General features: G+C 52.8%; 26 protein-coding genes. 18 read left to right on the forward strand and 8 right to left on the reverse strand.

The annotated features are described in order from the left end of the window. The first annotated feature begins 57 nt into the window (after window positions 1-57). The 3 genes from LI015_RS17485 to LI015_RS17495 all read left to right on the forward strand — a co-directional run bounded on the left by LI015_RS17485 (window position 58) and on the right by LI015_RS17495 (window position 3,578). Window positions 58-1,509 (forward strand): lipopolysaccharide biosynthesis protein, encoded by a 1,452-nt coding sequence (locus tag LI015_RS17485; RefSeq protein WP_227125833.1) that lies wholly within the window; start codon window positions 58-60, stop codon window positions 1,507-1,509. 76 nt (window positions 1,510-1,585) lie between these two features. Beyond that, window positions 1,586-2,551 carry an ATP-grasp domain-containing protein gene (locus tag LI015_RS17490; protein WP_227125835.1) on the forward strand — a complete coding sequence of 322 codons (966 nt, stop codon included), beginning with the start codon at window positions 1,586-1,588 and terminating at the stop codon, window positions 2,549-2,551. A 19-nt stretch (window positions 2,552-2,570) separates the two neighbouring features. Continuing rightward, on the forward strand, window positions 2,571-3,578 hold the full coding sequence (locus LI015_RS17495; RefSeq protein WP_117625670.1) for a glycosyltransferase family 2 protein: 1,008 nt from the start codon (window positions 2,571-2,573) through the stop codon (window positions 3,576-3,578). 76 nt (window positions 3,579-3,654) lie between these two features. On the opposite strand, the gene LI015_RS17500 is transcribed toward LI015_RS17495, so the two are convergent. Further along, the gene (locus LI015_RS17500; protein WP_002568312.1) at window positions 3,655-5,214 is read right to left on the reverse strand and encodes a L,D-transpeptidase; all 1,560 of its coding nucleotides are present in this window, start codon (window positions 5,212-5,214) and stop codon (window positions 3,655-3,657) included. A 165-nt stretch (window positions 5,215-5,379) separates the two neighbouring features. Here LI015_RS17500 and LI015_RS17505 point away from each other — a divergent pair, with 165 nt between their 5' ends. From LI015_RS17505 to LI015_RS17555, 11 genes are all read left to right on the forward strand, one after another. Next, window positions 5,380-6,399, forward strand: coding sequence for a glycosyltransferase family 8 protein (locus tag LI015_RS17505; protein WP_227125837.1), 1,020 nt, complete (start codon window positions 5,380-5,382; stop codon window positions 6,397-6,399). 1 nt (window position 6,400) lies between these two features. Next, window positions 6,401-7,297: a glycosyltransferase family 2 protein gene (locus tag LI015_RS17510; RefSeq protein ID WP_118017821.1), complete on the forward strand. Its 897-nt coding sequence runs from the start codon at window positions 6,401-6,403 to the stop codon at window positions 7,295-7,297. Between the two features lie 221 nt (window positions 7,298-7,518). Then, a complete protein-coding gene (locus LI015_RS17515; RefSeq protein WP_227125839.1) occupies window positions 7,519-8,634 on the forward strand; it encodes a DegT/DnrJ/EryC1/StrS family aminotransferase in 1,116 nt (371 codons plus the stop codon). Window positions 8,635-8,643: 9 nt separating this feature from the next. Next, a complete protein-coding gene (locus tag LI015_RS17520) occupies window positions 8,644-9,330 on the forward strand; it encodes a glycosyltransferase family 2 protein (protein WP_002568308.1) in 687 nt (228 codons plus the stop codon). Between the two features lie 49 nt (window positions 9,331-9,379). After that, on the forward strand, window positions 9,380-10,702 hold the full coding sequence (locus LI015_RS17525) for a lipopolysaccharide biosynthesis protein (RefSeq protein ID WP_227125841.1): 1,323 nt from the start codon (window positions 9,380-9,382) through the stop codon (window positions 10,700-10,702). After that, window positions 10,683-11,666 (forward strand): glycosyltransferase, encoded by a 984-nt coding sequence (locus tag LI015_RS17530; protein WP_002568306.1) that lies wholly within the window; start codon window positions 10,683-10,685, stop codon window positions 11,664-11,666. The genes LI015_RS17525 and LI015_RS17530 overlap by 20 nt, the downstream gene beginning before the upstream one ends. A 25-nt stretch (window positions 11,667-11,691) precedes the next feature. Continuing rightward, window positions 11,692-12,141 (forward strand): DUF2304 domain-containing protein, encoded by a 450-nt coding sequence (locus tag LI015_RS17535; RefSeq protein WP_118017331.1) that lies wholly within the window; start codon window positions 11,692-11,694, stop codon window positions 12,139-12,141. Next, the gene (locus LI015_RS17540) at window positions 12,131-13,813 is read left to right on the forward strand and encodes a DUF2142 domain-containing protein (RefSeq protein ID WP_227125843.1); all 1,683 of its coding nucleotides are present in this window, start codon (window positions 12,131-12,133) and stop codon (window positions 13,811-13,813) included. The genes LI015_RS17535 and LI015_RS17540 overlap by 11 nt, the downstream gene beginning before the upstream one ends. A 153-nt stretch (window positions 13,814-13,966) precedes the next feature. Then, entirely contained in the window at window positions 13,967-14,521 is a 555-nt protein-coding gene (rfbC, locus tag LI015_RS17545; RefSeq protein ID WP_002568303.1) for a dTDP-4-dehydrorhamnose 3,5-epimerase, read from the forward strand. 19 nt (window positions 14,522-14,540) lie between these two features. Continuing rightward, on the forward strand, window positions 14,541-15,353 hold the full coding sequence (locus LI015_RS17550; RefSeq protein ID WP_002568302.1) for an ABC transporter permease: 813 nt from the start codon (window positions 14,541-14,543) through the stop codon (window positions 15,351-15,353). Between the two features lie 18 nt (window positions 15,354-15,371). Then, window positions 15,372-15,971 (forward strand): M48 family metallopeptidase, encoded by a 600-nt coding sequence (locus LI015_RS17555; RefSeq protein WP_002568301.1) that lies wholly within the window; start codon window positions 15,372-15,374, stop codon window positions 15,969-15,971. A gap of 41 nt (window positions 15,972-16,012) precedes the next feature. On the opposite strand, the gene LI015_RS17560 is transcribed toward LI015_RS17555, so the two are convergent. Continuing rightward, window positions 16,013-16,462 (reverse strand): GNAT family N-acetyltransferase, encoded by a 450-nt coding sequence (locus LI015_RS17560; RefSeq protein ID WP_002568300.1) that lies wholly within the window; start codon window positions 16,460-16,462, stop codon window positions 16,013-16,015. Between the two features lie 160 nt (window positions 16,463-16,622). Here LI015_RS17560 and LI015_RS17565 point away from each other — a divergent pair, with 160 nt between their 5' ends. The 3 genes from LI015_RS17565 (at window position 16,623) to gloA2 (ending at window position 18,476) form a co-directional block, all read left to right on the forward strand. Further along, window positions 16,623-17,009: a cupin domain-containing protein gene (locus LI015_RS17565; RefSeq protein WP_054354366.1), complete on the forward strand. Its 387-nt coding sequence runs from the start codon at window positions 16,623-16,625 to the stop codon at window positions 17,007-17,009. Window positions 17,010-17,027: 18 nt separating this feature from the next. Next, window positions 17,028-17,978: a DUF4846 domain-containing protein gene (locus tag LI015_RS17570; protein ID WP_227125845.1), complete on the forward strand. Its 951-nt coding sequence runs from the start codon at window positions 17,028-17,030 to the stop codon at window positions 17,976-17,978. A gap of 117 nt (window positions 17,979-18,095) precedes the next feature. Beyond that, entirely contained in the window at window positions 18,096-18,476 is a 381-nt protein-coding gene (gene gloA2, locus LI015_RS17575; RefSeq protein ID WP_002568297.1) for an SMU1112c/YaeR family gloxylase I-like metalloprotein, read from the forward strand. Here gloA2 and LI015_RS17580 read toward each other — a convergent pair. The 3 genes from LI015_RS17580 to LI015_RS17590 form a co-directional block, all read right to left on the reverse strand. Beyond that, window positions 18,465-19,799, reverse strand: a complete 1,335-nt coding sequence (locus LI015_RS17580) for a Na+/H+ antiporter NhaC family protein (protein WP_227125847.1) — start codon at window positions 19,797-19,799, stop codon at window positions 18,465-18,467. The two genes, gloA2 and LI015_RS17580, sit on opposite strands and share 12 nt — an antisense overlap. 79 nt (window positions 19,800-19,878) lie before the next feature. After that, window positions 19,879-20,451 (reverse strand): chromate transporter, encoded by a 573-nt coding sequence (locus LI015_RS17585; RefSeq protein ID WP_002568293.1) that lies wholly within the window; start codon window positions 20,449-20,451, stop codon window positions 19,879-19,881. Further along, the gene (locus tag LI015_RS17590; RefSeq protein WP_118017337.1) at window positions 20,448-21,086 is read right to left on the reverse strand and encodes a chromate transporter; all 639 of its coding nucleotides are present in this window, start codon (window positions 21,084-21,086) and stop codon (window positions 20,448-20,450) included. The genes LI015_RS17585 and LI015_RS17590 overlap by 4 nt, the downstream gene beginning before the upstream one ends. Window positions 21,087-21,288: 202 nt before the next feature. On the opposite strand from LI015_RS17590, the gene LI015_RS17595 reads away from it, so the two are divergent. After that, window positions 21,289-22,179, forward strand: a complete 891-nt coding sequence (locus tag LI015_RS17595) for a LysR family transcriptional regulator (protein ID WP_002568291.1) — start codon at window positions 21,289-21,291, stop codon at window positions 22,177-22,179. An 8-nt stretch (window positions 22,180-22,187) separates the two neighbouring features. Here the strand turns inward: LI015_RS17595 and LI015_RS17600 are convergent, their stop codons facing one another. From LI015_RS17600 to LI015_RS17610, 3 genes are all read right to left on the reverse strand, one after another. Beyond that, window positions 22,188-22,871: a Crp/Fnr family transcriptional regulator gene (locus LI015_RS17600; protein ID WP_117625660.1), complete on the reverse strand. Its 684-nt coding sequence runs from the start codon at window positions 22,869-22,871 to the stop codon at window positions 22,188-22,190. Between the two features lie 143 nt (window positions 22,872-23,014). After that, entirely contained in the window at window positions 23,015-23,722 is a 708-nt protein-coding gene (locus LI015_RS17605; protein WP_227125849.1) for a 4Fe-4S binding protein, read from the reverse strand. Then, entirely contained in the window at window positions 23,715-23,963 is a 249-nt protein-coding gene (locus tag LI015_RS17610; RefSeq protein ID WP_002568288.1) for a 4Fe-4S binding protein, read from the reverse strand. Before LI015_RS17610 ends, LI015_RS17605 begins: the two co-directional genes overlap by 8 nt. Window positions 23,964-24,056: the final 93 nt, after the last annotated feature.

Below are 24,056 nucleotides of genomic sequence, written 5' to 3' on the forward strand. Positions count from 1 at the left end.
GTGCCCTGAGGTGCCGGTCTGTCCGCGGTTCCATGAAGAAAGGAAGGAAAACAGGCATTGAATGAAAAACAGACAACGACAAAGGTCTTAAACGGCCTGTTTTGGAAGTTAATGGAAAATGGAGGCGCCCAGGGTGTCCAGTTCCTGGTTTCCATCATACTGGCGCGCCTGCTCTCGCCGGAAGAGTACGGTGTGGTGGGCGTCATACTTATATTTGTCACCATTGCCAATGTATTGGTTCAGAACGGCTTCAGCACTGCGCTGATTCAGAAGCGGAAGGTGGATGACACGGATTTTTCTTCGGTTTTCTTCTTTAACATGGCTGTATCCGCGGTCATTTACCTGGTCCTGTTCCTGGCAGCGCCCGGCATCGCATACTTTTACCGCAACCAGGAGATGACGGCTCTGGTGCGGGTGCTGGCCGTGGTCCTGTTTCCGGGAGGGGTAATCTCCATACAGAATGCCTATGTGTCCAGGAATATGGAGTTTAAGGGCTTGTTCATATCCTCCTTTGTGGCATCCATGATATCAGGGGCAATCAGCATTTTCCTGGCCTGCCGTGGGCTGGGGGTATGGGCCCTGGTGTGGCAGCAGATTGCATATTACTTTTTCTACATGCTGATTCTGTTTATGAGCATCAGCTGGAAACCCCGCCTTTTGTTCAGTATTCTGCGGATTAAGACCATGTTCGCCTTTGGATGGAAGCTGCTGTGCGCCTCCCTTCTGGATACGGTATATAACAATATATACGGACTGGTGATTGGCAGGATTTACAATGAATCCATGCTGGGCAACTATAACCGGGGAGAACAGTTTCCCAAGCTGATTGTCAGCAACCTGGGAGCCGCCATCCAGTCCGTTATGCTGCCTGTGCTGTCAGCCAGCCAGGACGAGCCGGAGCGTGTAAAGTCCATGCTGCGAAGGGCCATCACCGTCAGCTCCTATCTGGTGCTTCCCATGATGGCGGGCCTTATAGCAGTAGCCCGCCCCATGGTACTGCTGCTGTTGGGGGAAAAATGGCTGGCCTGTGTTCCCTTTCTTCAAATCATGTGTGTGGCCTATTCCTTCTGGCCCATTCACATTGCCAACCTTCAGGCGCTGAATGCCATGGGACGCAGCGATATATTCCTTAAATTGGAGATTGTAAAAAAGATGGTGGGCCTGGCAGTTCTGGCAGTGGGCATACGCTATAATCCACTGGTGCTGGTGGCGCTTAAGGCTGCGGCGGATTTCCTGTGCACCTTCATCAACGCGTGGCCCAATAAGCGACTTCTTAATTACAGCATAATAGAACAGTGGAAGGATATCATTCCGTCGGTGGCAGTCTCAATCCTTATGGCTGCGGCTGTCATGGCTGCGGGAAGATATGTTCCTGGGGGATGGCTGGGCCTGGGAATGCAGATTCTCTTTGGCGCGGTTGTGTACATGCTGGCATCCTGGGTTCTGGGCCTGGAAGTGTTCCGGTATATCAGGGGCCTGGCAGTGGACAGGCTGCCCAGAAGAAAGTAAACAGGATGGAAGCTGTCAGGAATCAATCAATCAGAATGAGGGATAACAAGTGGAGAGTAAGCAGGAGGAGCGAAAAATGAGGACAGTGGTTGTGACAGCCATAGGGTCGTTTTCGGCTGATATCGTCATCAAGAAATGCAGGGAAAATGGTATGCGGGTCATAGGCTGCGACGTGTATCCCGGTGAGTGGATTGCGGACGCCGGGAATGTGGATGCGTTTTATCAGGTTCCCTATGCATCGGATACAGACCATTATATTGAGACTATGTTGTCCATTTGCCGGAAGGAAGGGGCAAAGGCTGTCATCCCTCTGACGGATGCGGAGATCGATGTGTTCAACCTGCACCGCCTCGAATTCGGTGAAATAAATGTCGCCTTATGTATGTCGGACAAGGCATGTATCGGCCTGTGCCGCGACAAGATGGAGCTGTACCGTTATCTGGAGGAGCACATGGAGGGAACCGTGATTCCCACTGTGCGCCTGGAGGATGCGGATTTGGATGAAATCAGCTACCCGGCTGTGTGCAAGCCCTGCAACGGAAGGAGCAGCCAGGGCCTTAGGTTTGTGGGCTCCCGCCGTGAGATGGAGGGGTTCCTGGGGGAAACCGATCCGGCAGGTTATATTGTCCAGCCCATGATAAAGGGAAACGTGGTCACGGTGGACGTGGTACGAAGTCCTGAGCAGGGCACGTGCGCAGCCGTCTGCCGCAGGGAGCTTTTGCGGACCTTAAACGGCGCGGGAACCTCAGTGCTGGTGTTCAGGAACCGGCAGCTGGAAGAACGGTGCCGTGCCATTGCCGGGCTGTTGGGAGTCAGGGGATGCGTAAACATGGAATTTATAGAGGACCGGGACGGCGTTTACCACATGCTGGAGTGCAACCCCAGGTTTTCCGGCGGGGTGGAGTTTTCCTGCCTGGCGGGATATGACTGTGTGACAAACCATCTGCGCTGCTTTGAGGGCAGGGAAATAGAGCGGGACGACCGTATCAAGAGCATGTATATTGCCAGGAAATACGAAGAATATATCACCAAGGTAGAGTGACAGGGAGGTGTGACAGGATATGGGAGACAGAGTGGAAGGCGGAACCGGGCCTCAGACCGCAGATACAGCTATTATGGCCAGCATCAACTGTGTTACATTCAACCATGCAAATTATATCAGAACAGCCCTGGACAGCTTTCTGATGCAGAAGACAGATTTTGCATTTGAGATACTGGTTCACGATGATGCATCCACGGACGGGACCAGCAGCATTATCCGGGAATATGCGGCCAGGTATCCGGACCAGGTGAAGCCGTTAATTCAGACAGAAAACCAGTATTCACAGGGAATTGACAACATCAGCGGAGCCTTTAACTTCCCCAGGGCCAGGGGAAAGTACATTTTTATGTGTGACGGGGACGACTATTTCCTGTCACCGGATAAGCTTCAGAAGCAGGTGGATTACATGGAAGCCCACCCTGACTGTACCTTGTGCATCCACAGTGCCAAAATAGATTTGGTGGGAAGGGCGCTGACAGAGGGACAGATGAGGCCGTACCGGGAGAGCCGCGTACTGCCGCCGGAGGAAATCATCGACAAGCCTTCGGGATACGCCATGTCGTCTATGGCATTTCCGGCCCGTCTGGTGAGGGAGCTGCCGGATTACTATGTGGACTGTCCTGTGGGGGATACGCCCATCCAGCTGATTGCGGCGGCAAATGGATACGGGTATTATTTTGACGAGGCCATGAGCGCCTACCGGGTGGGCGTGGCAGGCTCCTGGACCGTGGAGGGAAAGAACGGGGATTACCAGGGAAAGCAGAGGGCTTATTGTGATCGTATGAAGCGCACCTATGAGCAGTTTGACAGGGCCACAGGGGGCAGGTTTAAGGAAGCGGCAGAGAGCGCTGCCCGCAGGACTTATTACCAGACAATGGTAAACACCAAGCAGTTTGAGGAGATATTCAATCCACAGTACCGCAGGTACTATGAAGAGCTTACGCCCAGGATGCGGTTTTTCCTGAGATTTGAGCACACCATGCCGGCAGTATACGAAATGGCGAGGAAGACGTTCACTGGAAAGTGATTCCAGTGAACGGTTCCCCGCCATTTTTGCTGTATGCGTTACAGCCTGGTTTTAATGATTACCCATGGTTTAAAGATTACTGCTGCTGGGCAAAGAGAGGATCCGTGGGATCCCAGTGCTGGTCTCCCGGAATGACCCACTCAATAGCCGGCCGGTCATAAGGGCCTGGCTTTGGTGAGTTGTAGATGGTCACCGTTGTGCCCAGGGCACAGTTGTCATATACCCACTTGGCGTCTCCGGAAAGGAGGCGGACACAGCCGGCTGACTCTGCGATACCCAGATAATTATAGGTCAGCGGATCTAATGTCATGGGGTCCGGACGGCTGTACAGGATGGAGTGAATCAGGAAACCCTTGTAAATACGCGTCGCGTACTGGGTGAAGATTCCGTGGTTCATGTCACGCCAACGGTACTTGGCCGGGGTTTGGAAGGTTCCAATGGGTGTATCCGGTCCGGTAGAGGTAAGATAGGTCTTTACCGGGATGATGAAGCCGTTGGCGCCGTCCTGTGCAAAAATGGTCATACAGTTCATCTGCTTGTTGATGCTGATGAGGAACGGGCCGCTGTTGCCCACAATGGGCTCTAAGTCGGTCAGCAGCTTGCCGGTTTCGTCAAAGTAATACTTGAAACCGTCTATGTACTGCCAGCCTGTTACAGGCGCATTGTTTACAAAGTAGTAGCGGTCCCTGTCATTCCAGGCCCATCCGGTAAATGGAACGCCGTTGCCGCTGCTGTACGCCACTGCCCCGTCCACAACCTGGATTCCATCCGGGAACGCTGCTTCCAATGGTTTCTCCATGTTGTAGGAAGCGCCTTCCACACCTTTGCCCCAGAGAGAGACCCTGAAGCTGCTCAGCACCTTTCCTGTGCCCATGGTTCCTGCTGTTGCGCTGTTGCGCGCCCAGTTTAACTCTGTCCCGTCGTTCAGGGTAGTGCAGTAGTAAATATCAAATGTGTTGCCCACAAAGCCGTTGAAACGCATCTGGATGGCTTCCACCAGGGCACCGTCCTCCCAGACAGTTGTGTGGCCGCCGTTCATGGCCCAGTCGCTCCATCCATGTGCGCTGGTATACGTCCTGTAAAGGATATCGCCCACGATGTTGTTCAGATAGACGGACATGGAACGGAATCCCTGTTCAGACACCACCGGTGTATCGCCTATTACAGGGTCAGTCCATGTGGTATCCGGACGGAGCACCTGAATCTGAAGAAAAGGTGTATTGGCTGATGCCTGTCTGGCTGCTTCTTCTGCTGCAAACTGGGCTGCGGCGGCTGCCTCGGCATCGGCCTGGGCAGAATCGTCTGCTGCCTGTGCCGCGTTCTGGTCCGTGGCAGCGGAGGTCACGCCGTCCGTGCCGGCTGTACCAGCGGCTGCCTCGGTGCTGCCGGCTGCTGCGCCGGCGCCATCAGCCTGTTCTGCCGGGGCTGCGTTGGCCGGAGCCACCGCCTGAGGGCCGGAGCCCTGTCCATCTCCACTCTGGCCGTCTAAAGAACCAGGGGAGGTTTGTTCGACTTTTGTGGAAAAAGCCGGACCATAATTAGAATCATCCTGCGCGGCCAATGCGGGTCCGGCCTGACCTAAGACCAGAAGTCCGGACAGAAGGGCTGCGGCAGCACGCTTCATTAACTTATTCATTCGTAACATCCTCCTGAATTTTATATAGATTACCATACATGTCTTAATCTATCATATTTGGCAGGAAAATTCCAGATGTGATTTACTTTTTACCTGCTATAATGTAAAATTGTAAACAAAATGACCTTAGAAAGACTAGAGAATGTAAGAAACAGGTGCCATAATATGGATTGGAATACAGAAACTGTTAATATTATTTACGCCTCCAATGACGGGTATGCCGGACATCTGGCAGCCTCCCTTTATTCCCTGTTAGACCACAACAGGAATATCCCCCGGATGGACATATATATCCTGTCCGTGGGAATGAGTGAGGCTTACCTTGAACGGCTGGCCGGTATTGCGGGGAAATTCTGCCGCAGCCTTCATGTGGCTGAGCTGGGAAACCTGAGGGAGCGGTTCGACTATGCTGTGGATACCAGGGGATTTGATATAAGCGCCATGGGGCGCCTCTTTGCCCCCAAGGTGCTGCCGGACAGCGTAAGAAAGGCCCTGTATCTGGACTGCGATACCATTGTGAACGGAAGTATCCGTCCTCTGTATGAGACGGAGCTTGGAAACCATCTGGCCGGCATGGTGATGGAGCCAACGGTTTACAGGGAGATGAAGGAATCCATCGGCATGGAAAAGGATGAGCCTTACTATAATTCCGGAGTCCTGCTTATGGACCTGGAGGCATGGAGAAACCAGGATGTGCTGGGGCAGCTGCTGGAATTTTACAGGGTTCATCAGGGCAGCCTTTTTGCCTGTGACCAGGATACCATAAACGGGGCGCTGAGGGGCAGAATCATGACGCTGCCGGTCCGGTATAATTATTTTACCAACTACCGGTATTTCAGATACAGGACCCTGGTGTCCATGTGCGGGGCATACCGGGCAGTGGGGGAGGACGGATACCGGCAGGCGGGAAAGGCCCCTGTCATCATCCATTATCTGGGAGACGAGAGGCCCTGGATAGCCGGGAACCACAACCATTTCAGAAGGCTCTATGAGTATTATCTGGATAAAACTCCCTGGAAGGGAACCCCAAAGCAGGAGGGAAAGAGGCTGTACATGCACATGTGGTGGGTGTTTAACCACGTAAGCCTTATCTGCCCTGCCTTCCGGCTGTGGATCAGCCGCAGGCTGGGAATGAGGCTGGTGGACAGCCGCAGGAAGCAGAAGGCTTTTGGAAGCGGGAAATGATATGGATAAGATAAGCATGATTATATTGAACTATAATGACTCTTATACCACCCTGTCATTGGTGGATGAGGTTAAGGATTATGAATGTCTGGACTCCGTGGTGGTGGTGGACAATCACTCATCCGATGATTCATGGAAGCGTCTGCAGACACTGAATGGCGGCGGCAAGGTCCACGCGCTCAGGCTGGAGCAAAACGGCGGCTACGGTATGGGAAACCAGGAGGGAATCAATTATGCCGTAAGCTGTCTGGAGGCAGACTATGTAATCATTGCCAACCCGGACATTCATGTGACCCCCCGCTGTATCCGGCGGGTAAAGGATGCACTGGACAAGACACAGGGCGCGGTGGCTGCCTCGGCCAGGGTGAAGGACCCGATGGGGGGAGAGCTGTTTTCTTACTGGACCCTCCTTCCTCTGTGGAAGGATCTGCTGGATACAGGACTGGTTACCAGGCGGCTGTTTAAGGCCATGCTGAATACGCCTTCCTACAGGCTCGCATATGCGGGGGATGAGGATTGTCGCCTGGTGGATGCGGTTCCCGGGTCCTTTTTTATGTTAAAGACAGGCATTCTCACGCCGGGGGAAATAAAAGAAGTATTTGACAAACACATCTTTTTGTATTATGAAGAAAAGGTGCTGGGACAGAAGTTCAGGAAAATGGGGCTTAAGACCGTGCTGGTTACGGATGAGTCCTATGTCCATGCCCATTCTGTCAGCATTGACAAAAGCTTTAAACGGATCGTGGATAAGCAGAGGCTGCTTCACAGGAGCAAGCTGTACTACTATAAGGAATATCTGGGAACCGGCCCCGCAGGCATGGCAGCAGCAAGGGCTGTATTGGGACTCGTCCTGGCAGAGGTGTGGTTTCTGACCGTGGTGTGCAGGATGCGGTGGTAGGACGGCGCGGGGCATCGGGCATAGAGATGTGCGGCGGCGCGTGAAGGCAGGCAGTGAGAGGCGCAGCGGAGCGTGAAGGCAGGCAGTGAGAGGCGCAGCGGTGCGTGAAGGCAGGCAGTGAGAGGCGCAGCAGTGCGTGAAGGCAGGCAGTGAGAGGCGCAGCGGAGTGCGGAGGCAGGCTTTGAGATACAGGGAGGCCTGCAGAAAGGACAAAATGACGTATGAACGGACAGGAAGATAAAGAGAAGGAGATACTGGTCACCCGGTCCTCCCTTCCTTCTTACGAAGAATATATAGAGATGATAAAACCCATATGGGACAGCGCCTGGCTGACGAATATGGGGGATTTCCATAAACAGCTGGAAAAGGAGCTTAAGGAGTACATGGAAATCCGGAACATGGTGTTGTTTGTAAACGGGCACATGGCCCTGGAAATGGCCATCCAGGCCCTGGAGCTGACGGGCGAGGTGATTACCACCCCCTTCAGCTTTGCGTCCACCACCCATGCGATTGTGCGCAATAACCTGACTCCGGTATTCTGCGACATCCGTCCCGGGGATTACACCATGGACCCGGAAAAGATCGAGGCCCTGATTACGGATAAGACCTCGGCCATTATGCCGGTCCATGTGTATGGGAACCTGTGTGATGTGGAGCGGATTGAGGCCATAGCCAGGAAACACGGGCTGCGGGTGATATACGATGCGGCCCATACCTTTGGGGAGCGGTATAAGGGAAAAAGCGTGGCCGAGTTCGGAGACGCCAGTATTTTCAGTTTTCATGCCACCAAGGTGTTTAACTCCATTGAAGGGGGGGCGGTTACCTTCCGGGAGGACTGGATGGAGCACCGTCTGAATTGTCTTAAGAATTTCGGGATTGTGGACCAGGAGCATGTGGTATGGGTAGGCGGGAATGCCAAGATGAATGAATTCCAGGCAGCCATGGGATTGTGCAACCTGCATCATCTGGACCAGGAGATAGACAGGCGCAGGCTGGTGGTGGAACGTTATCTGTCCGGCCTGGCAGGCGTGCCGGGTATCAGGCTGCCTTCCTTCAGGGAAGGGCTTACGCCCAATTATGCCTACTTCCCTGTGCTGTTTGAGGACTTTAAAGCTGACCGGGATCAGGTATACGACTGCCTGGCAGGGCACAGAATATACCCGAGAAAATATTTTTATCCCCTGATTAATGATTTCCAGTGTTACAAGGGCAGATTTTCCTCCAAGGATACGCCGGTAGCAGCCTATGTGGCTGACCGTGTGCTGACGCTTCCGTGCTATGCAGATCTGGAGCTGGAGGATGTGGACCGTATCTGCGGCATCATCAGGGGGATGTAGGAGACGAACATGGATAAGGTACTGCTGGTGATACCGGCTTTTAATGAGGAAAAGAACATAGAGAGGGTGGTGGAGGACCTGGTCAGGGGTTTTCCCCAGCTGGATTATGTGGTGGTGAACGACGGTTCCAGGGACTGCACCGCCAAAATCTGCAGGGAAAAGGGATATAACCTTCTGGACCTGCCGGTGAATCTGGGATTGGCCGGATGCTTCCAGGCCGGTATGAAATACGCCTACAGGAAGGGGTACCGCTACGCCATCCAGTTTGACGGAGACGGACAGCACAGGCCGGAGTACATTGAGGCCATGAGACAGAAGATGGAGGAAGGGTATGACATTGTCATCGGCTCCCGGTTCGTGACGGAGAAAAAGGGATGGTCGGCCAGGATGATTGGGAGCAGAGTCATAGGCAGCGCCATCCGGCTTACCACCGGCACCAGGGTGACGGATCCAACCTCGGGCATGCGCATGTTCAACCGGAAGATGATAGAGGAATTTGCCCTTAACCTGAATTACGGACCGGAGCCGGATACAGTTTCTTTTCTGATCAAACAGGGTGCCAGGGTAGCGGAGCTGCAGGTGACCATTGACGAAAGGACGGAGGGGGAGAGCTATTTGAAACCGCTGACAGCCGTCCACTATATGGCCAGGATGCTGATTTCCATTCTTATGATTCAGAATTTCAGGAAACGCTAGGGGCGTTTGAAAATTGCTTTCCGGCTATCTTCCGGAGCTTGGAGAATATATGAAGAATCTGACGAAACATTTATTATATAAAGGAACGGATATCGGGCGGCAGAACGTGGTCTGGAATATTGCAGGGAGTTTTGTCTATGCATTGGCCAGCATGGTTCTGTCTTTTCTGGTCATACGGGTGGTGGGAGACGGACAGGGAGGCATCTTTTCCTTCGGATTTTCCACTCTGGGACAGCAGATGTTCATTGTAGCTTATTTTGGTATCCGTCCCTTCCAGATTACGGACGGAACAGGTGAGTATTCCTTCGGGGATTATCTGGAGCACAGGAACATAACATGTATTATGGCCCTGGCGGCAGGGGCTGTGTTCCTCACCTTTATGCACGGTGTGGGGCGTTACCCGGCGGACAAATGCATGATTCTCATTCTGCTTGTCATATACAAGGTAATAGATGGGTATGCTGATGTATATGAGTCGGAGTTCCAACGCCAGGGAAGCCTGTATCTTACGGGAAAATCCAACTTTTTCCGTACTCTTTTTTCAGTCAGCGTATTTCTGGTGACGCTGGCGGCGTTTGAACACCTTTTGTTCTCCTGTCTGGCCGCGGTGGCTGCCCAGGCAGCCGGAATCGCTTTGTTTAACCTGGAGGTTATCCATGCCCTTCCGTCGGTGGACTGGAACAAGGGGGAAAGAAAGACGGGAAGGCTGTTTAAAAGTACCTTATTCCTGTTTATATCGGCTTTTCTGGACTTTTATGTGTTCTCAGCTGCCAAGTATGCCATTGACGCCAGGATGAATGACGCTGCGTCGGGATACTTTAACTTGATTTTTATGCCTACCTCTGTTATTTATATGGTAGCTAATTTTGTAATCAGGCCCTTTCTGACCAGGCTTACAGACTTGTGGACCGGAAGGGACTATGACTGCTTTAAGAAGGAGCTCATGCGCATCGGCGCCATTATCCTGGGACTAACGGTACTGGCAGTGGGGGCCACTGCTGTTTTGGGAAAATGGGTGCTGTCCGTGATGGAGATGATTCTTGGGAGCGGTTATGAAGGAAGGCTGGTCAGCTATTACGGGGCTTTCATCATCATAGTTCTGGGAGGAGGGTTCTATGCCCTGGCCAACCTGATGTACTATGCCCTTGTGATCATGCGCAGGCAGAAGGCCATATTTACCGTGTATCTGGCAGCCGCGGCAGCGGCAGCGGTATCATCCGGCTTTCTGGTATCAAAATTTGGAATCAATGGGGCGGCAGGCTGCTATCTGCTGCTTATGATAGGATTAGTGATAGGTTTCGGCCTGTATACGGCGGGCGCCTATCAGAGTGAGAAAAAGGAGAATGCCGGTAATGGAGGAAGTAACACGTAATACTGAGATAGCGGATGGCCGGGAGAGAAAGCGCGTGCTGCGGGTGGATGTAATCATACCCACCTACAAGCCCGGAAAAAAGTTCTCCAGGCTTTTAAAGATGCTTTCCATGCAGACCTATCCCATAGGCAAAATCATTGTCATGAATACAGAGAAGGCCTACTGGAATGATAAGGGCTTTGAGGGTATCGGCAATCTGGAAGTGCATCATCTGTCCAAGGAGGAATTTGACCATGGAGCCACCAGAAACAGGGGGGCCCGCTGCAGCAGGGCGGATATCATGGTATTCATGACAGACGACGCGGTTCCGGCCGATGAAAGACTGATTGAGCATCTGGCGGCTGCCTTTGACAAGAGGGGGCCCGGCGGTGAGTCGGTCATCATGGCCTATGCCAGGCAGCTGCCGGATAAGGACTGCGCCATGGCAGAGCGATTTACCCGTTCCTTTAATTATCCGGAGGACAGCTGTATAAAGACCAAGGAGGACCTGGGAAGAATGGGCATCAAGACCTTTTTTGCCTCCAATGTATGCTGTGCCTATGACAGGGAGAAGTTCTGGTTCCAGGGTGGTTTTATTCAAAAGACCATATTCAACGAGGATATGATATTTGCGGGGAAGGCAGTGCTCCAGGACGATTATGCCATCGCGTATGTGGCGGAGGCCAGAGTCATTCATTCCCACAATTATGGGTGCGCGGCCCAGTTCCATCGCAATTTCGACCTGGCCGTATCCCAGGCAGACCATCCGGAGGTGTTCGCAGGCATTCACTCGGAGGGCGAGGGAATACGTCTGGTCAGACAGACAGCCCGTTACCTTGTGACCCACCGCCGCCCATGGCTGGTGCCCGGACTGATTGTAAAGAGCGGATTCAAATACGCTGGCTACCGTCTGGGCAGGTGTTACCGTTTCCTTCCTGTGAAGCTGGCGGCAGCGTGCAGTATGAATAAGGAGTATTGGAAATAACAAAAGAAGGCAGGGGATTCATCCTATGATGACAGTGATATTCAGAGTGATTCTGGTTATAGTCTCTATATTGACTATGGCTTTTATGATGCGGAAGATTCGGCAGGCTAAGGTACAGATTGAGGCGGCGCTGTTCTGGGTTATCATGGCCCTGATTCTGGTGGTGTTCTCACTGTTTCCGGCTGTGGCGGATGCCTGCGCCCACTTGCTGGGAATTTATTCCACGCCTAATTTTCTCTTCCTGTTCATGATTTTTCTGCTGATTGTAAAGGTATTTGGAATGACACTCCAGATGTCCCAGATGGAAAGCAGGCAAAAGGAGCTGGTGCAGCGCATTGCACTGGACCAGAAGGACAGGGAGGAACTGGAGCTTAAGATACAGCGGTTCCTGGAAAAAGCGGAATCAGCCGGAGAGGACGGCAGGGAGGTCACAGGTACAAAGAAAGCGGCCGGGGAGGAAACAGATGGCAGGTAAGAAAGCGGGGAGGAAACAGGAGAGCGGCAGACCGGGAAGCAGGCATGATGCCGCGCCGGGGAGGATACTGGGCGGTCATTCTTCTGGTATCTGGCTGGGCGGCTCTTTCAGCGTTCTTGCCCTTGGACTGTGGCATATGACGGATGTCAGGGCCGGTGTCCTTGAAACAGGGGACCGCTTCCTCTACGGATGGTACGGCGGGCTGATGGTCTTTGCGGTTCTGGTACTGGCGGCAGTGGGATATTTGTTCCTGGTAAGGCGGGACTATGGCCTGGCGCGGATATTTCCCGCAGCAGCCATGGGAATCGGCCTGATGTATATGGTGGTCCTTCCTCCCCTGTCAGCACCGGACGAGGTGAGCCATTATATCAGCGCCTACCAGCTTTCAAGCCGCCTGATGGGCAGGACGGCCCGGGCGGAGGACGAGCGGGTATTCATAAGGACCCAGGATGTATTCATCGAGGACCTGACGGGAGTTATGGATTATGAAGCTGTGGAAAACGGCGGAAAAACAGCGGTTGTACTGGGACAGAAGCTGGAGGAGGGCACATACAGGACCATAAAGGAGAGGGGCCTTGGCGGCACTGGTGAGGAGGGCACAGTCATGTCATACCAGATGCCGGTACGGACCACGCCCCTGGCCTATGTTCCCCAGGCCATGGGCATTGCCCTGGCAAGGATGCTGGGACTGGGCGGTCTGGGCCTGTTATTTATGGGACGCCTGTTCAACCTTATGTTTTTTACTGCCATGGGATGTCTCACCATACGAAGGATGCCCTTTGGCAAGGAGGTGGCAGCAGGAGCAGCCCTGCTTCCCATGACCCTCCATCTGGCGGCCTCCTTTTCTTATGATGTGATGATTATAGCCCTCAGCGGATACTTTTCAGCGGTATGCCTTGATTTGGCCTATAAAGCTGAACACGTGGAGGTTAGGGATGTGGCTGTACTGGCCCTTGTGATGGCTGTCATGGGGCCCTGCAAAATGGTGTACGGCGTCATAGCCGGTTTCTGTCTCCTGATACCGGTGAGGAAGTTCGGAGGCTGGGGAAAATGGAGCCTGTCGGCTGCTTCCGTACTGGGAGCATTTGCCGCGGCCATGGCAGTGGTAAACCACAGGACGGTGTCGCTGTACACCCAGGCTGACCAGGGATATGTAGCCTGGGCCGGGGAAACAGGCTACACCTTCGGACAGCTGCTTCACAGTCCATTGCTGGTGCTTAAGATGTGTTACAATACCCTGGCCTGGCAGGGGGAACAGCTCTACTCCGGTATGATTGGAGGAGCACTGGGGAATATGGATGCAGTGCTCAACACCCCTTATGCGGTCATACTGGGTCTGACAGCCATATTGGTGATGCTGGCGCTCAGAAAACCAGGAGAGAGCATTTTTATCCAATGGAAGGGCCGTCTGTGGATATGGTTTCTCTGCCTGGTATGCCTGGGAGCGCTGATGTTCTCCATGCTGCTGGCCTGGACGCCGGTGAGCTCCAATGTCATAAACGGTGTACAGGGAAGATATCTGCTTCCGCTGCTCCCCATGTTCCTTCTCAGCCTTAAAAATGACAAGGTGGTGCGGACGGACTGGGATGACAGGGGACTGCTGTTTGCCATGTCCGCCATGGATATCTACGTGGTGCTGCGCCTGTTCAGCCTGGTATGCCTGAGGGTGTGACAAAGCTGTCCCAAATTGCGGTCCGCAAGTGCATAAGGACTTGCCAGTCAGTGGATAAAGTGATAGAATTGCCAGATGGATGTGGATAACGTCTGTCAAACGGCTGCGGGCCGGTCAGGCGTGTTTGACAATAAAAAAGGAGCGAATGGATTTATGGGAAAGATTAAAGTGACCCCCTGCGACATCAAGGGGCTGTATGTGATTGAACCTGCAGTTTTTAAGGATGAGAGAGGCTATTTTATGGAGACCTACAATCAGAATGATTTTAAGGAAGCAGGTCTCGGCATGGTGTTCGTACAGGACAACCAGTCCATGTCCGTCAAGGGCGTACTGAGAGGGCTGCATTTCCAGAAGCAGTATCCCCAGGGCAAGCTGGTAAGGGTGGTGAGAGGTACTGTCTACGATGTGGCGGTGGATCTGCGTTCTGATTCCGAAACCTACGGAAAATGGTTTGGCGTCATTCTTTCCGCAGAGAATAAGAAGCAGTTTTATATACCCGAAGGATTTGCCCATGGATTCCTGGTGCTGTCCGATGAAGCGGAATTCGCTTATAAGTGCACGGACTTCTACCATCCGGGAGACGAGGGCGGCCTGCTGTGGAGCGACCCTGAAATCGGGGTGGACTGGCCCATAGAACCGGACATGCAGCTGATTATATCGGATAAGGACAGAAAGTGGAGCGGCCTCAGGGATACCTTCAAGTTCTGATGAAAAGGAATTTACTTATATGAATTATGTGCTTTCTCTGATGAAAGAGATTATAGGAAAACGGAAGCTTATATGGGATTTGGGCAAGGCTGATTTCCGGAAACGCTTTGTGGGCTCTTACTTTGGGGTGGTGTGGATGTTCATACAGCCTATCGTGACAGTCAGCATCTATGCGGTCGTATTCGGAATGGGCTTTAAATCCCCGCCTCCCATTGAAGGGTTCACTTATGTGGAGTGGCTGGTGCCGGGCATTGTGCCATGGTTCTTTTTCAGTGAATCCGTCAACAGCATTACCAACTGTCTCCAGGAGTATAATTATCTGGTGAAGAAGGTGGTGTTCAAGGTGGAAATACTGCCCATTATCAAGCTTATATCCTGTCTGCTGGTCCATGCCTTTTTTGTGGTCATCATGTTTGGGATGTATCTGATTATAGGCAGGATGCCCTCTGTCATATGGTTCCAGCTGGTGTATTATTCCCTGGCTGCCTCACTGCTGGCCCTGGGAATCGGATTTTTTACCAGCGCGGTTAATGTGTTCTTTAAGGATATGGCGCAGATCGTGAGTATCTGCCTCCAGTTCGGTATCTGGATGACTCCCATCATGTACCACGAATCCATGTTTACCGGAGCGGGAAAATGGGTGGAAGTGCTGTTCAAGCTGAATCCTTTTTATTATGTGGTGGCCGGGTACAGGGATACCATGCTAACAGGAAACTGGTTCTGGGAACGGCCCACACTGACCCTTTATTACTGGGGCTTTACCGCGGTGGTGCTTTTGCTGGGACTTAAGATGTTCAAGCGTCTCCGTCCCCATTTTTCCGATGTTCTGTAGGATAACAAGGAGCGTTACATGATACAGAAGGTGGAGATTAGCTGGCGCCATAGGGAACAGGAGGGTGTCATTCCCGTAGAGGTGGTCTACTCCAGACGGCGTACCATAGGACTGGAAATCAAGGCAGACGGCCATGTGTATGCCAGAGTGCCGGAGCGCATTCCAAACCAGTACGTGATGGACTTTATAAAGGAGCGCCAGGAATGGATTGTGCAGAAATGGTTCATGATTATGGAGCGGCGCAGGCAGGAGCAGTCCAGGCCGGTCAAAGACTATGAGAAGGACCCTGAGCTGGAGAAGCTTTACCGAAAGAAGGCTAAGATGCAGCTGGAGAACCGGTGCGCCTATTTCGCAAAGCGCATGGCAGTGGATTACAACCGCATTGCCGTGCGGGCCGCCAAGACCCGTTGGGGCAGCTGCAGCGCCCAGGGGAATCTGAACTTCCACTGGAAGCTGGTGCTCATGCCGCCGGAAATACTGGATTATGTGGTGGTTCATGAGCTGGCCCACAGAAAAGAGATGAACCATTCCCAACGGTTCTGGGCTGAGGTGGAGCGGATCCTGCCGGATTACAAGGCCCGGAGAAAGTGGCTGAAGGAGTTTGGAAGCCAGGTTTAGCCGGGAGGCAAAACGGCCTGGTCCCGGTCCTTTTGCGGCAGTTATGCCATGTCCCGTTCCCGTTTCAGATAGACCATGTCCACCAGCTGGATTCCGTCCTCAATGATGGGATGGTCGTAATTGTCGGTAAAAAAGCGCTCCACCCGGTGGGAATCTATAAAACCGCAGGCATGGTAAAAGCCCAGGGAGAGAGGGCTGTCCCCGGTTCCCACATAAAGGGTCCTTAAATCCGGATAATAGGTAAAAACATATTCAATCAGGCGGCGGCCGTATCCCTGTCTATGGAACTGGGGGGCTGTCGCTATATTTTTAAGCTCATATATGCCGGGACCTTCTTTTGTCACCACGCATTCCGCCCGGACTGTGCCGTCTGTCAGCACAAACATATCGCCCCGCTCCAGGTAGCGGTCCACCATATCCTCCTGTTCGTCTGCCAGCAGGAGCAGGTCCAGATACTTCTTTTTGTCCTTTTTTACCTGAATGATTTCCATGATTAATTCCCCTGTTCTTTCATTTTTTTGTGTTGCGGTAAGCTCATTATACCATTGTTGGGAGCATGAGTACAGCGCGCTCTTAAACAGGGAGCGCACAAAGGATTGACGCATGTGCCGGAAGGCTGTAAACTGTTGAGTAAAAGGAGGGCGCCGGCATATGAGACCAATCAGTTTTTCTGGCATGGAGGATGCCATAACCGTACAGAAGCCCAATGGAACCCATGTGAGCTACCATATCTTTGAGGAATCCGAAATTCACCTGAACCGGATTACACCGGGGAGTGTTCAGGAATGGCATTATCATACCCGTATAGATGAGTGCCTTCTCATAACAAAGGGGGTGCTGACCTGCCGCTGGCTGGAGGATGGGGCGGAGAGGACGAGGAAGGTCCGTGAGCAGGAGATTGTCCGTGTGGGAAGCTCGGTTCACACCTTTGCCAATGAGACGGAGGAGGATGTGGAATTTGTGGTGTTCCGGTTTGTTCCTGACGGCAGGGATAAAAGGGAGACCATAAAGAGCGACAAGGTGGTTGTGGACAGGTGACAGGGAGGAGAAAAATATATGGTTAAATGGATTAGGGGGGCTGCGGGTATGGTATTTCTGGCCGCTTTCCTGTGGGGATGCAGTCCGGGGCAGGCAGATGAACAGACGGCGGAGGAACAGAAGCAGGCTGTGGCCGGACTGGAGGGAAGGGATGTACAGAGGGTGACGCAGACAGCTTCGCCGGAGCCGGAGGGAACGGGAATTGCCGTGAATCCCTCAGGAGCCGTTCTTTCAGAGCGTATTCCCGTACCGTCAGGATTTCAGAGAACAGATGCCGGGGAGGGAAGCTTCCAGGATTATATCAGGTCCTATCCCCTTAAGCCGGACCGGAGCCCGGTGATGCTGTACGACGGCAGTGAAAAGGGAAACCAGACAGCCCATGCAGCGGTATTTGCTCTGCCTGTATTTGACAGTGATTTGCAGCAGTGCGCGGACAGCCTCATGCGTATGTACGGAGAGTACTTGTGGGCCCATGGGGCCGGTGATGAGATTGCATTTCACCTTACCAACGGATTTTTGATGGATTATGCCTCCTGGAGAGAAGGGAACCGCCTGTCAGTGGACGGAAACCAGGTGTCGTGGGTTAAGAAGGCTTCTTATGATGATTCCTATGAGACATTCCTGCTCTACATGAAGTATGTGATGATGTACGCAGGCACCCTTTCCCTGGACAATGAGTGTACGGTCATTGATATAAGCCGGATAAAGGCCGGTGACATGTTCATAAAAGGGGGAAGTCCGGGGCACTGCGTCATGGTGGCGGATGTGGCTGTGAACGGGGATGGAGACATCTGTTTTCTTCTGGCCCAGGGATATATGCCCGCCCAGGATTTCCACATTCTTAACAATCCCCTTCATATGGACGATCCGTGGTATTATGCCTCGGAACTTTCCTATCCCCTTAAGACGCCGGAGTATGTGTTTCAGGAGGGGAGCTTAAAACGCTGGTATCTCAGTGACTTTTTGTAGGGATTTGGCTGACTGTGGAAAGAGAACAGTCTGTGGAAAAGGGACGAAACAGAGTACATGCGGCCCGCAGCAGGGACAGCCGGGGAATAACCAGGCGCAAGCAGGAGGAAGTATGAAATGGATTTAAAGAAAATACACCATGTGGCTATTATTGTTTCAGATTATGAGGTGTCCAGAAGATTCTATGTGGAGCTTCTGGGATTTAAAGTGATCCGGGAAAATTACAGGCCGGAAAAAGATGACTATAAGCTGGACCTGGAGCTGGACGGGTGCGAACTGGAGCTGTTTTCAGGGAAGCATAATCCTCCCAGGCCAAGTTACCCTGAAGCCCTGGGACTGAGACACCTGGCTTTCCGGGTGGAGGATATGGATGCTGCCGTGAGGGAGCTCAATGAAAAGGGAGTGGACACAGAACCTGTCCGCATGGACCAGTTTACAGGCAGGAGAATGACGTTCTTTCATGATCCCGACGGCCTGCCGCTGGAATTACATGAATGAGGTGAAGGCAGTGCGTCCGGCCCGGATCCGGTCATGGTACAGGGCCGTAATCAGGTTCCACAGGGGAACCAGATACAGGTAAAAAGCATAAAACATGCATCCCATGGGAGCGCCGATGGCGGCCACCGGCACAGTGCCGGCAATACCCCAGGGAATCAGGGCTGCAATGAGAATAGCTGTGTCCTCCAGCGCGAGGGCCAGCTTTTCCTTTTTGGGGTAAAGCCCGTCGCACATCTGGCAGGTAAGGATGGTGGCCAGGCTCTGGTTGCAGCTGACCGCACAGGAGAGGACCGAGGTCACCAGAACAGTGCCAAAGGGAGTAAGGCGCCGGGCAGACCTTAAAAGGGCATGCTTTACCCCGGACAGCAGGCAGGTGTGTGAAAAGATTCCTGAGTAGGAGGCAGAGATGAGCACGATGATGCCCACCTTTACCATGGAGCGTATGCCGCCTCCGTTCAACAGCTGGGCCAGTCGCGTCCCGTCCTGGGCCTCGTAACCGCTTAGGAAGCAGCGCAGCAGGGCCAGGGGGGAGGTTCCCTGGACAAACAGGGCCACTGCGGCACCGGCTGCAATGCTGGCGGCCATGGCATATTTTACATCCACGCGCAACAGGGACAGAACCAGAATCAGGACAGCCGGAAGCATGGCGGCCCAGTGGAGGGAGAAATTTGTCCTGAACAGGTCCAGGAGCTCCCTGTCCGCCGGAGCGCTGGAACCGGAAGCCAGGACCACATAGAGGATGCATGTTACGGCTAAGGGGATTGCGCTGCTGCGGCACATAAGCTTTATGTTCTGATAGATGTCTGTCCGGGTCAGGCTGCATATCAGCTGGGCGCTGGAGGACATGGGGGAGCAGCGGTCCCCGAAAAAGCTTCCGGAGAGGATGGCGCCGCCTGTAAGAAAGGAGCTTAAGCCTGCTGCATTCGATATGAGCATGCATATGACCCCCATGGTACTTGCCGTGCCAAAGGAGGTACCGGTGAGGAAGGACATGGAAGAACACAGGAGGAAGGTGCAGAGCACGAAATACCTGGGATGTATGAATCCTACCGCATAATATAGGATATAGGGGATGGTGCCGCTGATTCGCCACACAGCGGTCAGGCCTCCGATAAATACAAAAATAATAAGGATATTCCGTACCTGGGAAATACCCTCCCACAGCATGGAGCCGGTTTCCCTTGCCGAATATCCTTTGGCCAGACAGTAGATGGAAAAACAGAGCAGGCCGAACAACAGGGCATACAGAATCTGTATGCCCGTAACAATGCAGAGTCCGAGACCTGCCAGAAATAATCCAAGTGCAATACATTCCGCTAACATAGAATCCTCCGGGTGTTTTGTTTGATGTACCCATTCGATTCTATATCGGAACCTCTTTAAAGTCAATGATAAGCAGATGCTATATCACGCGCATGGCCAGCTGGCAGGCTGTCTCAGCCAGTCCTGACAGCACCATGACCAGGATGGGATTCATCTTAAAACGTATGAGCAGTATCATGGCGCCGGTGAAAATACATACGGAACGCAGGTTTATGGCTCCCAGGTCAGGGGTAAAGCCCGCCAGTCCCCAGAAGGCAGTGACCAGTATGCTGACGCCCGCTGCACCAATCATGGCTACCACGGCAGGCCGCAGGGATTTGAGGACACCCTGGATCAGGCTTAAATTCCTGTATTTGAGATAGATCTTTGCAAGAAGGGTAACCAGGATGCAGGACGGCAGCACGCACCCAATGGTCGCCGCCAGGGCCCCGGGCGTACCTGCAATGCGGGTGCCCACGAAGGTGGCGGCATTGATGGCAATGGGACCAGGGGTCATCTGGGAAATGGTCACAAGGTCTGTAAACTCAGCCAGGTTCAGCCAGCCGTGAAGGGTGACCACCTGGTTCTGGATCAGAGGCATGGCGGCATATCCGCCTCCGAAACTGAATGCGCCAATCTGAAGAAAGCTTAAAAATAGCTGGAAGTAAATCATAGCGCGCCTCCTTCCGTCCCTTTTTTATTATGCCCGGAGGAGAGGGTCCGCACAACGCCTATGGCGGCGCACAAAAGGATGATCAGGACTACGTTGACATTGTATACATAATTGGCAATAAAGGCCGCGGCCATAATCAGGACGGATATCCACTGTCTGTCTTTTACGATGCCGCTGCCCATCTCCCAGACCACCTGGGCAATAACAGCCCCCACGCCGGCCTGCATTCCGTTTAACATCCATCCCACAAAAAGGTTGGAGCGGAAGGCGGCGTAGCAGAAGGAGATCAGAGTCAGGATGGTAAACGGCGGGAGGACAGTGGCAATGACCGCGGTCAGTACCCCTGCCATGCCGGCCAGTTTATAGCCTACCACGATAGCCCCGTTGACAGCGATGGCGCCCGGCGAGGACTGGGCAATGGCCACCAGATCCAACATCTCCTGTTCATCAATCCAGTGGTATTCGTCTACAAATTTCTTCTTCATCAGTGTGACGATGACATATCCGCCACCGAAGGTAAAAGCGCTCAGATACAGGGTTGAGAGAAAGAGTTTTGCCAGAAGGGAGCCGCGGCTGCCCGCGTGTCCCGGAACCCTGGAGGAAGCATGCTTTTTTGATTTTATGTTAACTACCATGACGGTATCCCCCTTTTAACAGTAATACATGTAACTATCATCATGTATTTGTTTTTTCTGCTATTACTATACAGCTTGCAAATCCATATGTAAAATACTATAATTAAATAATAATTATAATAGATGTATTATATATGTGCCCTATGTCAGATTGCAGGGATGTACCCTCAGTCTGCCATGCGCGGTTCAGGAAAAGAGGAACATGACATTTCGCCATCTGAAGATATTTGTTACCGTATGTGAGACAGGGAGCATGACGGCCGCCGCTTCCCAGCTGTTCATCGCCCAGCCGTCCATCAGCCTGGCCATCTCAGAAATGGAAGACTACTACGGGGTAAAGCTGTTTGACCGCATATCCCGCAAGCTGTATCTGACAGAGAACGGCCGCAGGGCCCTCCAGTATGCCAGGCATATCATAGATCTGCTGGATGAGATGGAGCAGGGGGTCCGGGACGTGGACGCCATGGGGCGGCTTAAGGTGGGCACCAGCATTACCATAGGGACCTATCTGCTGCCCGGTTATATCAAGAAGCTGAAACAGCAGTATCCGGCCCTGAAGGTGGAGGCATCCATTGCCAATTCAGGAACCATTGAACAGCAGATACTTGACAATGATATAGATGTGGGAATCATAGAGGGGGTAGCCCACAGTCCCTTTATCCTCAGCGAGAGCTTCGCAGGGGACCGGCTGGTATTCATATGTCCGGCTGGCCATGAATTTGCCGGAAAAACTCTGGAGGAGCTGTCGGAGGTACGGAATCAGGATTTTATTTTACGGGAAAAGGGAAGCGCTGGAAGGGAGATATTTGACGGTATACTGGCCGCGCAGGAGCTGAATGTCCGCCCTATATGGCAGAGCGCCAGCAATCAGGTCATCCTGCAGGGGGTAAAGGCAGGGCTGGGTATTTCCATTCTGCCCTATTTTCTGGTGCGCCAGGATATCCGGGAAGGGGAACTGGCTGAATTCCGGATAAAGGACCTGGCTCTGAACCGGAAGTACTCTGTGATTTACCACAAGAATAAGTTTCTGCCCCGCAGCGCCAGGACACTGATGGAGCTGTGCAAAGAGGGGAACGGGGCAGACAGGCCCTGAAAGCTATTTCAAGTCAGCAGTTTTTTTAGGCCGGAGACATTTTTTATGGTAATGGTTCCGCGGCCAAGGGCAACCAGGCCCTCTTTTTCAAAATATTTGAGCATGCGGGACACCACCTCCCTGGCAGTGCCCAGGTTCTTGGCTATCTGTTCATGGGTAGTGGAGATCACATCGGATCCCAGCTTGACATATTCATCTGCCAGGTAAGCGGCCAGACGTTTGTCGAAGCTGGAGAAGAGAAGCTGCCCCATGGACCACATGACGTCGGAGAAACGTTCCGCAGTCTGGCGGTAAATGTAGTTTTCCGCATATATATTTGCCTCCATGAGACGGTGGATGCCGGAGGCGCCGGTGATGAGAAGGGTGGAAGCAGCGGTGGACTCGATGAAGATATCAAAGGTGATTTCCTGCATCATGCAGGCAGCCGATAGGGTGCACACCTCACCCGGACCTAGGCGGAACAGGGTGACCTCCCGGCCCTCCTCAGACTGTATATAGGTGCGCAGCTGGCCGGATAATACGATCAGAATGCCCAGGCATTCCTCAGAACGGCTGTGGACAAAGCTTCCTGGTTCATAATCCCTGATATAGGAGCTGGTTTTAAGCTGCTCCTTCTGGGTATCGGTGAGTTTTTCCCAGAAGGGGTAGCATTTTTTCAGAGTATCTGTGATGTTCGGGCGGCTATGGTTCATGGCGGACGGCTCCTCCTTATAGTTGGGAGTTTAAATACAGGGTGTAATTATATATATTCTTATAGTGTAGACAATTTCCTGTATTTTGTCAAAGGATGAGAGGTATAAAGGGGCCGCGGCATGGGAACGGACTGTCTGCAGGGTCATGAAAGAGATTCGTTTGAGCGGGAGGAGCTGCAATCGGAAGAACTGCAGCCGGAAGAACCGCAGCCCAAAGAACTGCAGCCGGAGGTCCCGCATCCGGATGCCGCACCAGGGCACGCTCCCGCCTTTGCCTTGCATATCATCTGGGTCATAGTACCCATGGGGCAGTAGACGCACCAGGAGCGGGGGCGGAACAGGACCATGGTGGCCAAACCTAAAATGGTGGAGGTCAGCATGACGCTGTAGAAGCCAAAGGCAAACTGGGCGGTCCACAGGGGAAGGCCGGTGCCGTGATAGGCGTGCTGCCAGGGCAGGCGGAAGGTCCACAGCACTGTGACTGCCTGCTTTAAGCCGGATGTACCCCTGAACACCAGGTAGGTGTTAAAGAGCATCTGGCAGAACATGACTAAAAAGAATACAAGGAAACCATAGCGGAATGCTTTGGATTTCATCCACCCGGGTATCTCACGGTTGGGCGACAGATGCAGTTTTTTGCCGAGAATGGAAAACAGCTGTCCCCTGCCGCAGTAGCGGTTGCAGTAGAGCTTGGATCCGGTGGCAATGGAGATGGCTAAGGGCACCAGAAAACAAATCAGGCCCAGCCATGCAAACATGATATTGAAAAACCCCAGAAACAGGTACAGCAGGGATGCAATCCAGAGATAATCGTACCAGTGTTTTTTCGCTTTAAGGGCTGGCTTATTCATGGCGGTTTCCTCCTGTCTGGGCAGATTCTATTTCCTGATGGCTGCGGGGAAGAATGGATATTACGCTGGCCGGACATTCCTTTGCGCAGAGGCCGCATCCCACACAGGCGTCCTGATTGACCACTGCGTAGGAACCCTTAAACACGGAAAGGGCCTGGCGGGGACATACCTTAAGACAGCAGCCGCAGGCCACGCAGGTACCGGCATCCACACGGGCAAGATTCTTGGATAAATGACTCATGATAAAACACCTCATAATTATTTGATGTATCAAAGATATCATAAAACAGGAAAGGTTTCGGTGACCGGGGTCACACAGGAAACTGTAGTAAAA

It is taken from the genome of Enterocloster sp. 210928-DFI.2.20 (assembly GCF_020554465.1).
GTDB classification, from domain to species: Bacteria; Bacillota; Clostridia; order Lachnospirales; family Lachnospiraceae; genus Enterocloster; species Enterocloster bolteae.

Excerpts from the sequence above, each read along its gene's own strand:
- LI015_RS17490 (WP_227125835.1), top strand. The coding sequence starts at position 1,586 with ATGAGGACAGTGGTTGTGACAGCCATAGGGTCGTTTTCGGCTGATATC.
- LI015_RS17495 (WP_117625670.1), top strand. The coding sequence starts at position 2,571 with ATGGGAGACAGAGTGGAAGGCGGAACCGGGCCTCAGACCGCAGATACA.
- LI015_RS17500 (WP_002568312.1), bottom strand. The coding sequence starts at position 5,214 with ATGAATAAGTTAATGAAGCGTGCTGCCGCAGCCCTTCTGTCCGGACTT.
- LI015_RS17505 (WP_227125837.1), top strand. The coding sequence starts at position 5,380 with ATGGATTGGAATACAGAAACTGTTAATATTATTTACGCCTCCAATGAC.
- LI015_RS17510 (WP_118017821.1), top strand. The coding sequence starts at position 6,401 with ATGGATAAGATAAGCATGATTATATTGAACTATAATGACTCTTATACC.
- LI015_RS17515 (WP_227125839.1), top strand. The coding sequence starts at position 7,519 with ATGAACGGACAGGAAGATAAAGAGAAGGAGATACTGGTCACCCGGTCC.
- LI015_RS17520 (WP_002568308.1), top strand. The coding sequence starts at position 8,644 with ATGGATAAGGTACTGCTGGTGATACCGGCTTTTAATGAGGAAAAGAAC.
- LI015_RS17525 (WP_227125841.1), top strand. The coding sequence starts at position 9,380 with ATGAAGAATCTGACGAAACATTTATTATATAAAGGAACGGATATCGGG.
- LI015_RS17530 (WP_002568306.1), top strand. The coding sequence starts at position 10,683 with ATGGAGGAAGTAACACGTAATACTGAGATAGCGGATGGCCGGGAGAGA.
- LI015_RS17535 (WP_118017331.1), top strand. The coding sequence starts at position 11,692 with ATGATGACAGTGATATTCAGAGTGATTCTGGTTATAGTCTCTATATTG.
- LI015_RS17540 (WP_227125843.1), top strand. The coding sequence starts at position 12,131 with ATGGCAGGTAAGAAAGCGGGGAGGAAACAGGAGAGCGGCAGACCGGGA.
- rfbC (WP_002568303.1), top strand. The coding sequence starts at position 13,967 with ATGGGAAAGATTAAAGTGACCCCCTGCGACATCAAGGGGCTGTATGTG.
- LI015_RS17550 (WP_002568302.1), top strand. The coding sequence starts at position 14,541 with ATGAATTATGTGCTTTCTCTGATGAAAGAGATTATAGGAAAACGGAAG.
- LI015_RS17555 (WP_002568301.1), top strand. The coding sequence starts at position 15,372 with ATGATACAGAAGGTGGAGATTAGCTGGCGCCATAGGGAACAGGAGGGT.
- LI015_RS17560 (WP_002568300.1), bottom strand. The coding sequence starts at position 16,462 with ATGGAAATCATTCAGGTAAAAAAGGACAAAAAGAAGTATCTGGACCTG.
- LI015_RS17565 (WP_054354366.1), top strand. The coding sequence starts at position 16,623 with ATGAGACCAATCAGTTTTTCTGGCATGGAGGATGCCATAACCGTACAG.
- LI015_RS17570 (WP_227125845.1), top strand. The coding sequence starts at position 17,028 with ATGGTTAAATGGATTAGGGGGGCTGCGGGTATGGTATTTCTGGCCGCT.
- gloA2 (WP_002568297.1), top strand. The coding sequence starts at position 18,096 with ATGGATTTAAAGAAAATACACCATGTGGCTATTATTGTTTCAGATTAT.
- LI015_RS17580 (WP_227125847.1), bottom strand. The coding sequence starts at position 19,799 with ATGTTAGCGGAATGTATTGCACTTGGATTATTTCTGGCAGGTCTCGGA.
- LI015_RS17585 (WP_002568293.1), bottom strand. The coding sequence starts at position 20,451 with ATGATTTACTTCCAGCTATTTTTAAGCTTTCTTCAGATTGGCGCATTC.
- LI015_RS17590 (WP_118017337.1), bottom strand. The coding sequence starts at position 21,086 with ATGGTAGTTAACATAAAATCAAAAAAGCATGCTTCCTCCAGGGTTCCG.
- LI015_RS17595 (WP_002568291.1), top strand. The coding sequence starts at position 21,289 with ATGACATTTCGCCATCTGAAGATATTTGTTACCGTATGTGAGACAGGG.
- LI015_RS17600 (WP_117625660.1), bottom strand. The coding sequence starts at position 22,871 with ATGAACCATAGCCGCCCGAACATCACAGATACTCTGAAAAAATGCTAC.
- LI015_RS17605 (WP_227125849.1), bottom strand. The coding sequence starts at position 23,722 with ATGAATAAGCCAGCCCTTAAAGCGAAAAAACACTGGTACGATTATCTC.
- LI015_RS17610 (WP_002568288.1), bottom strand. The coding sequence starts at position 23,963 with ATGAGTCATTTATCCAAGAATCTTGCCCGTGTGGATGCCGGTACCTGC.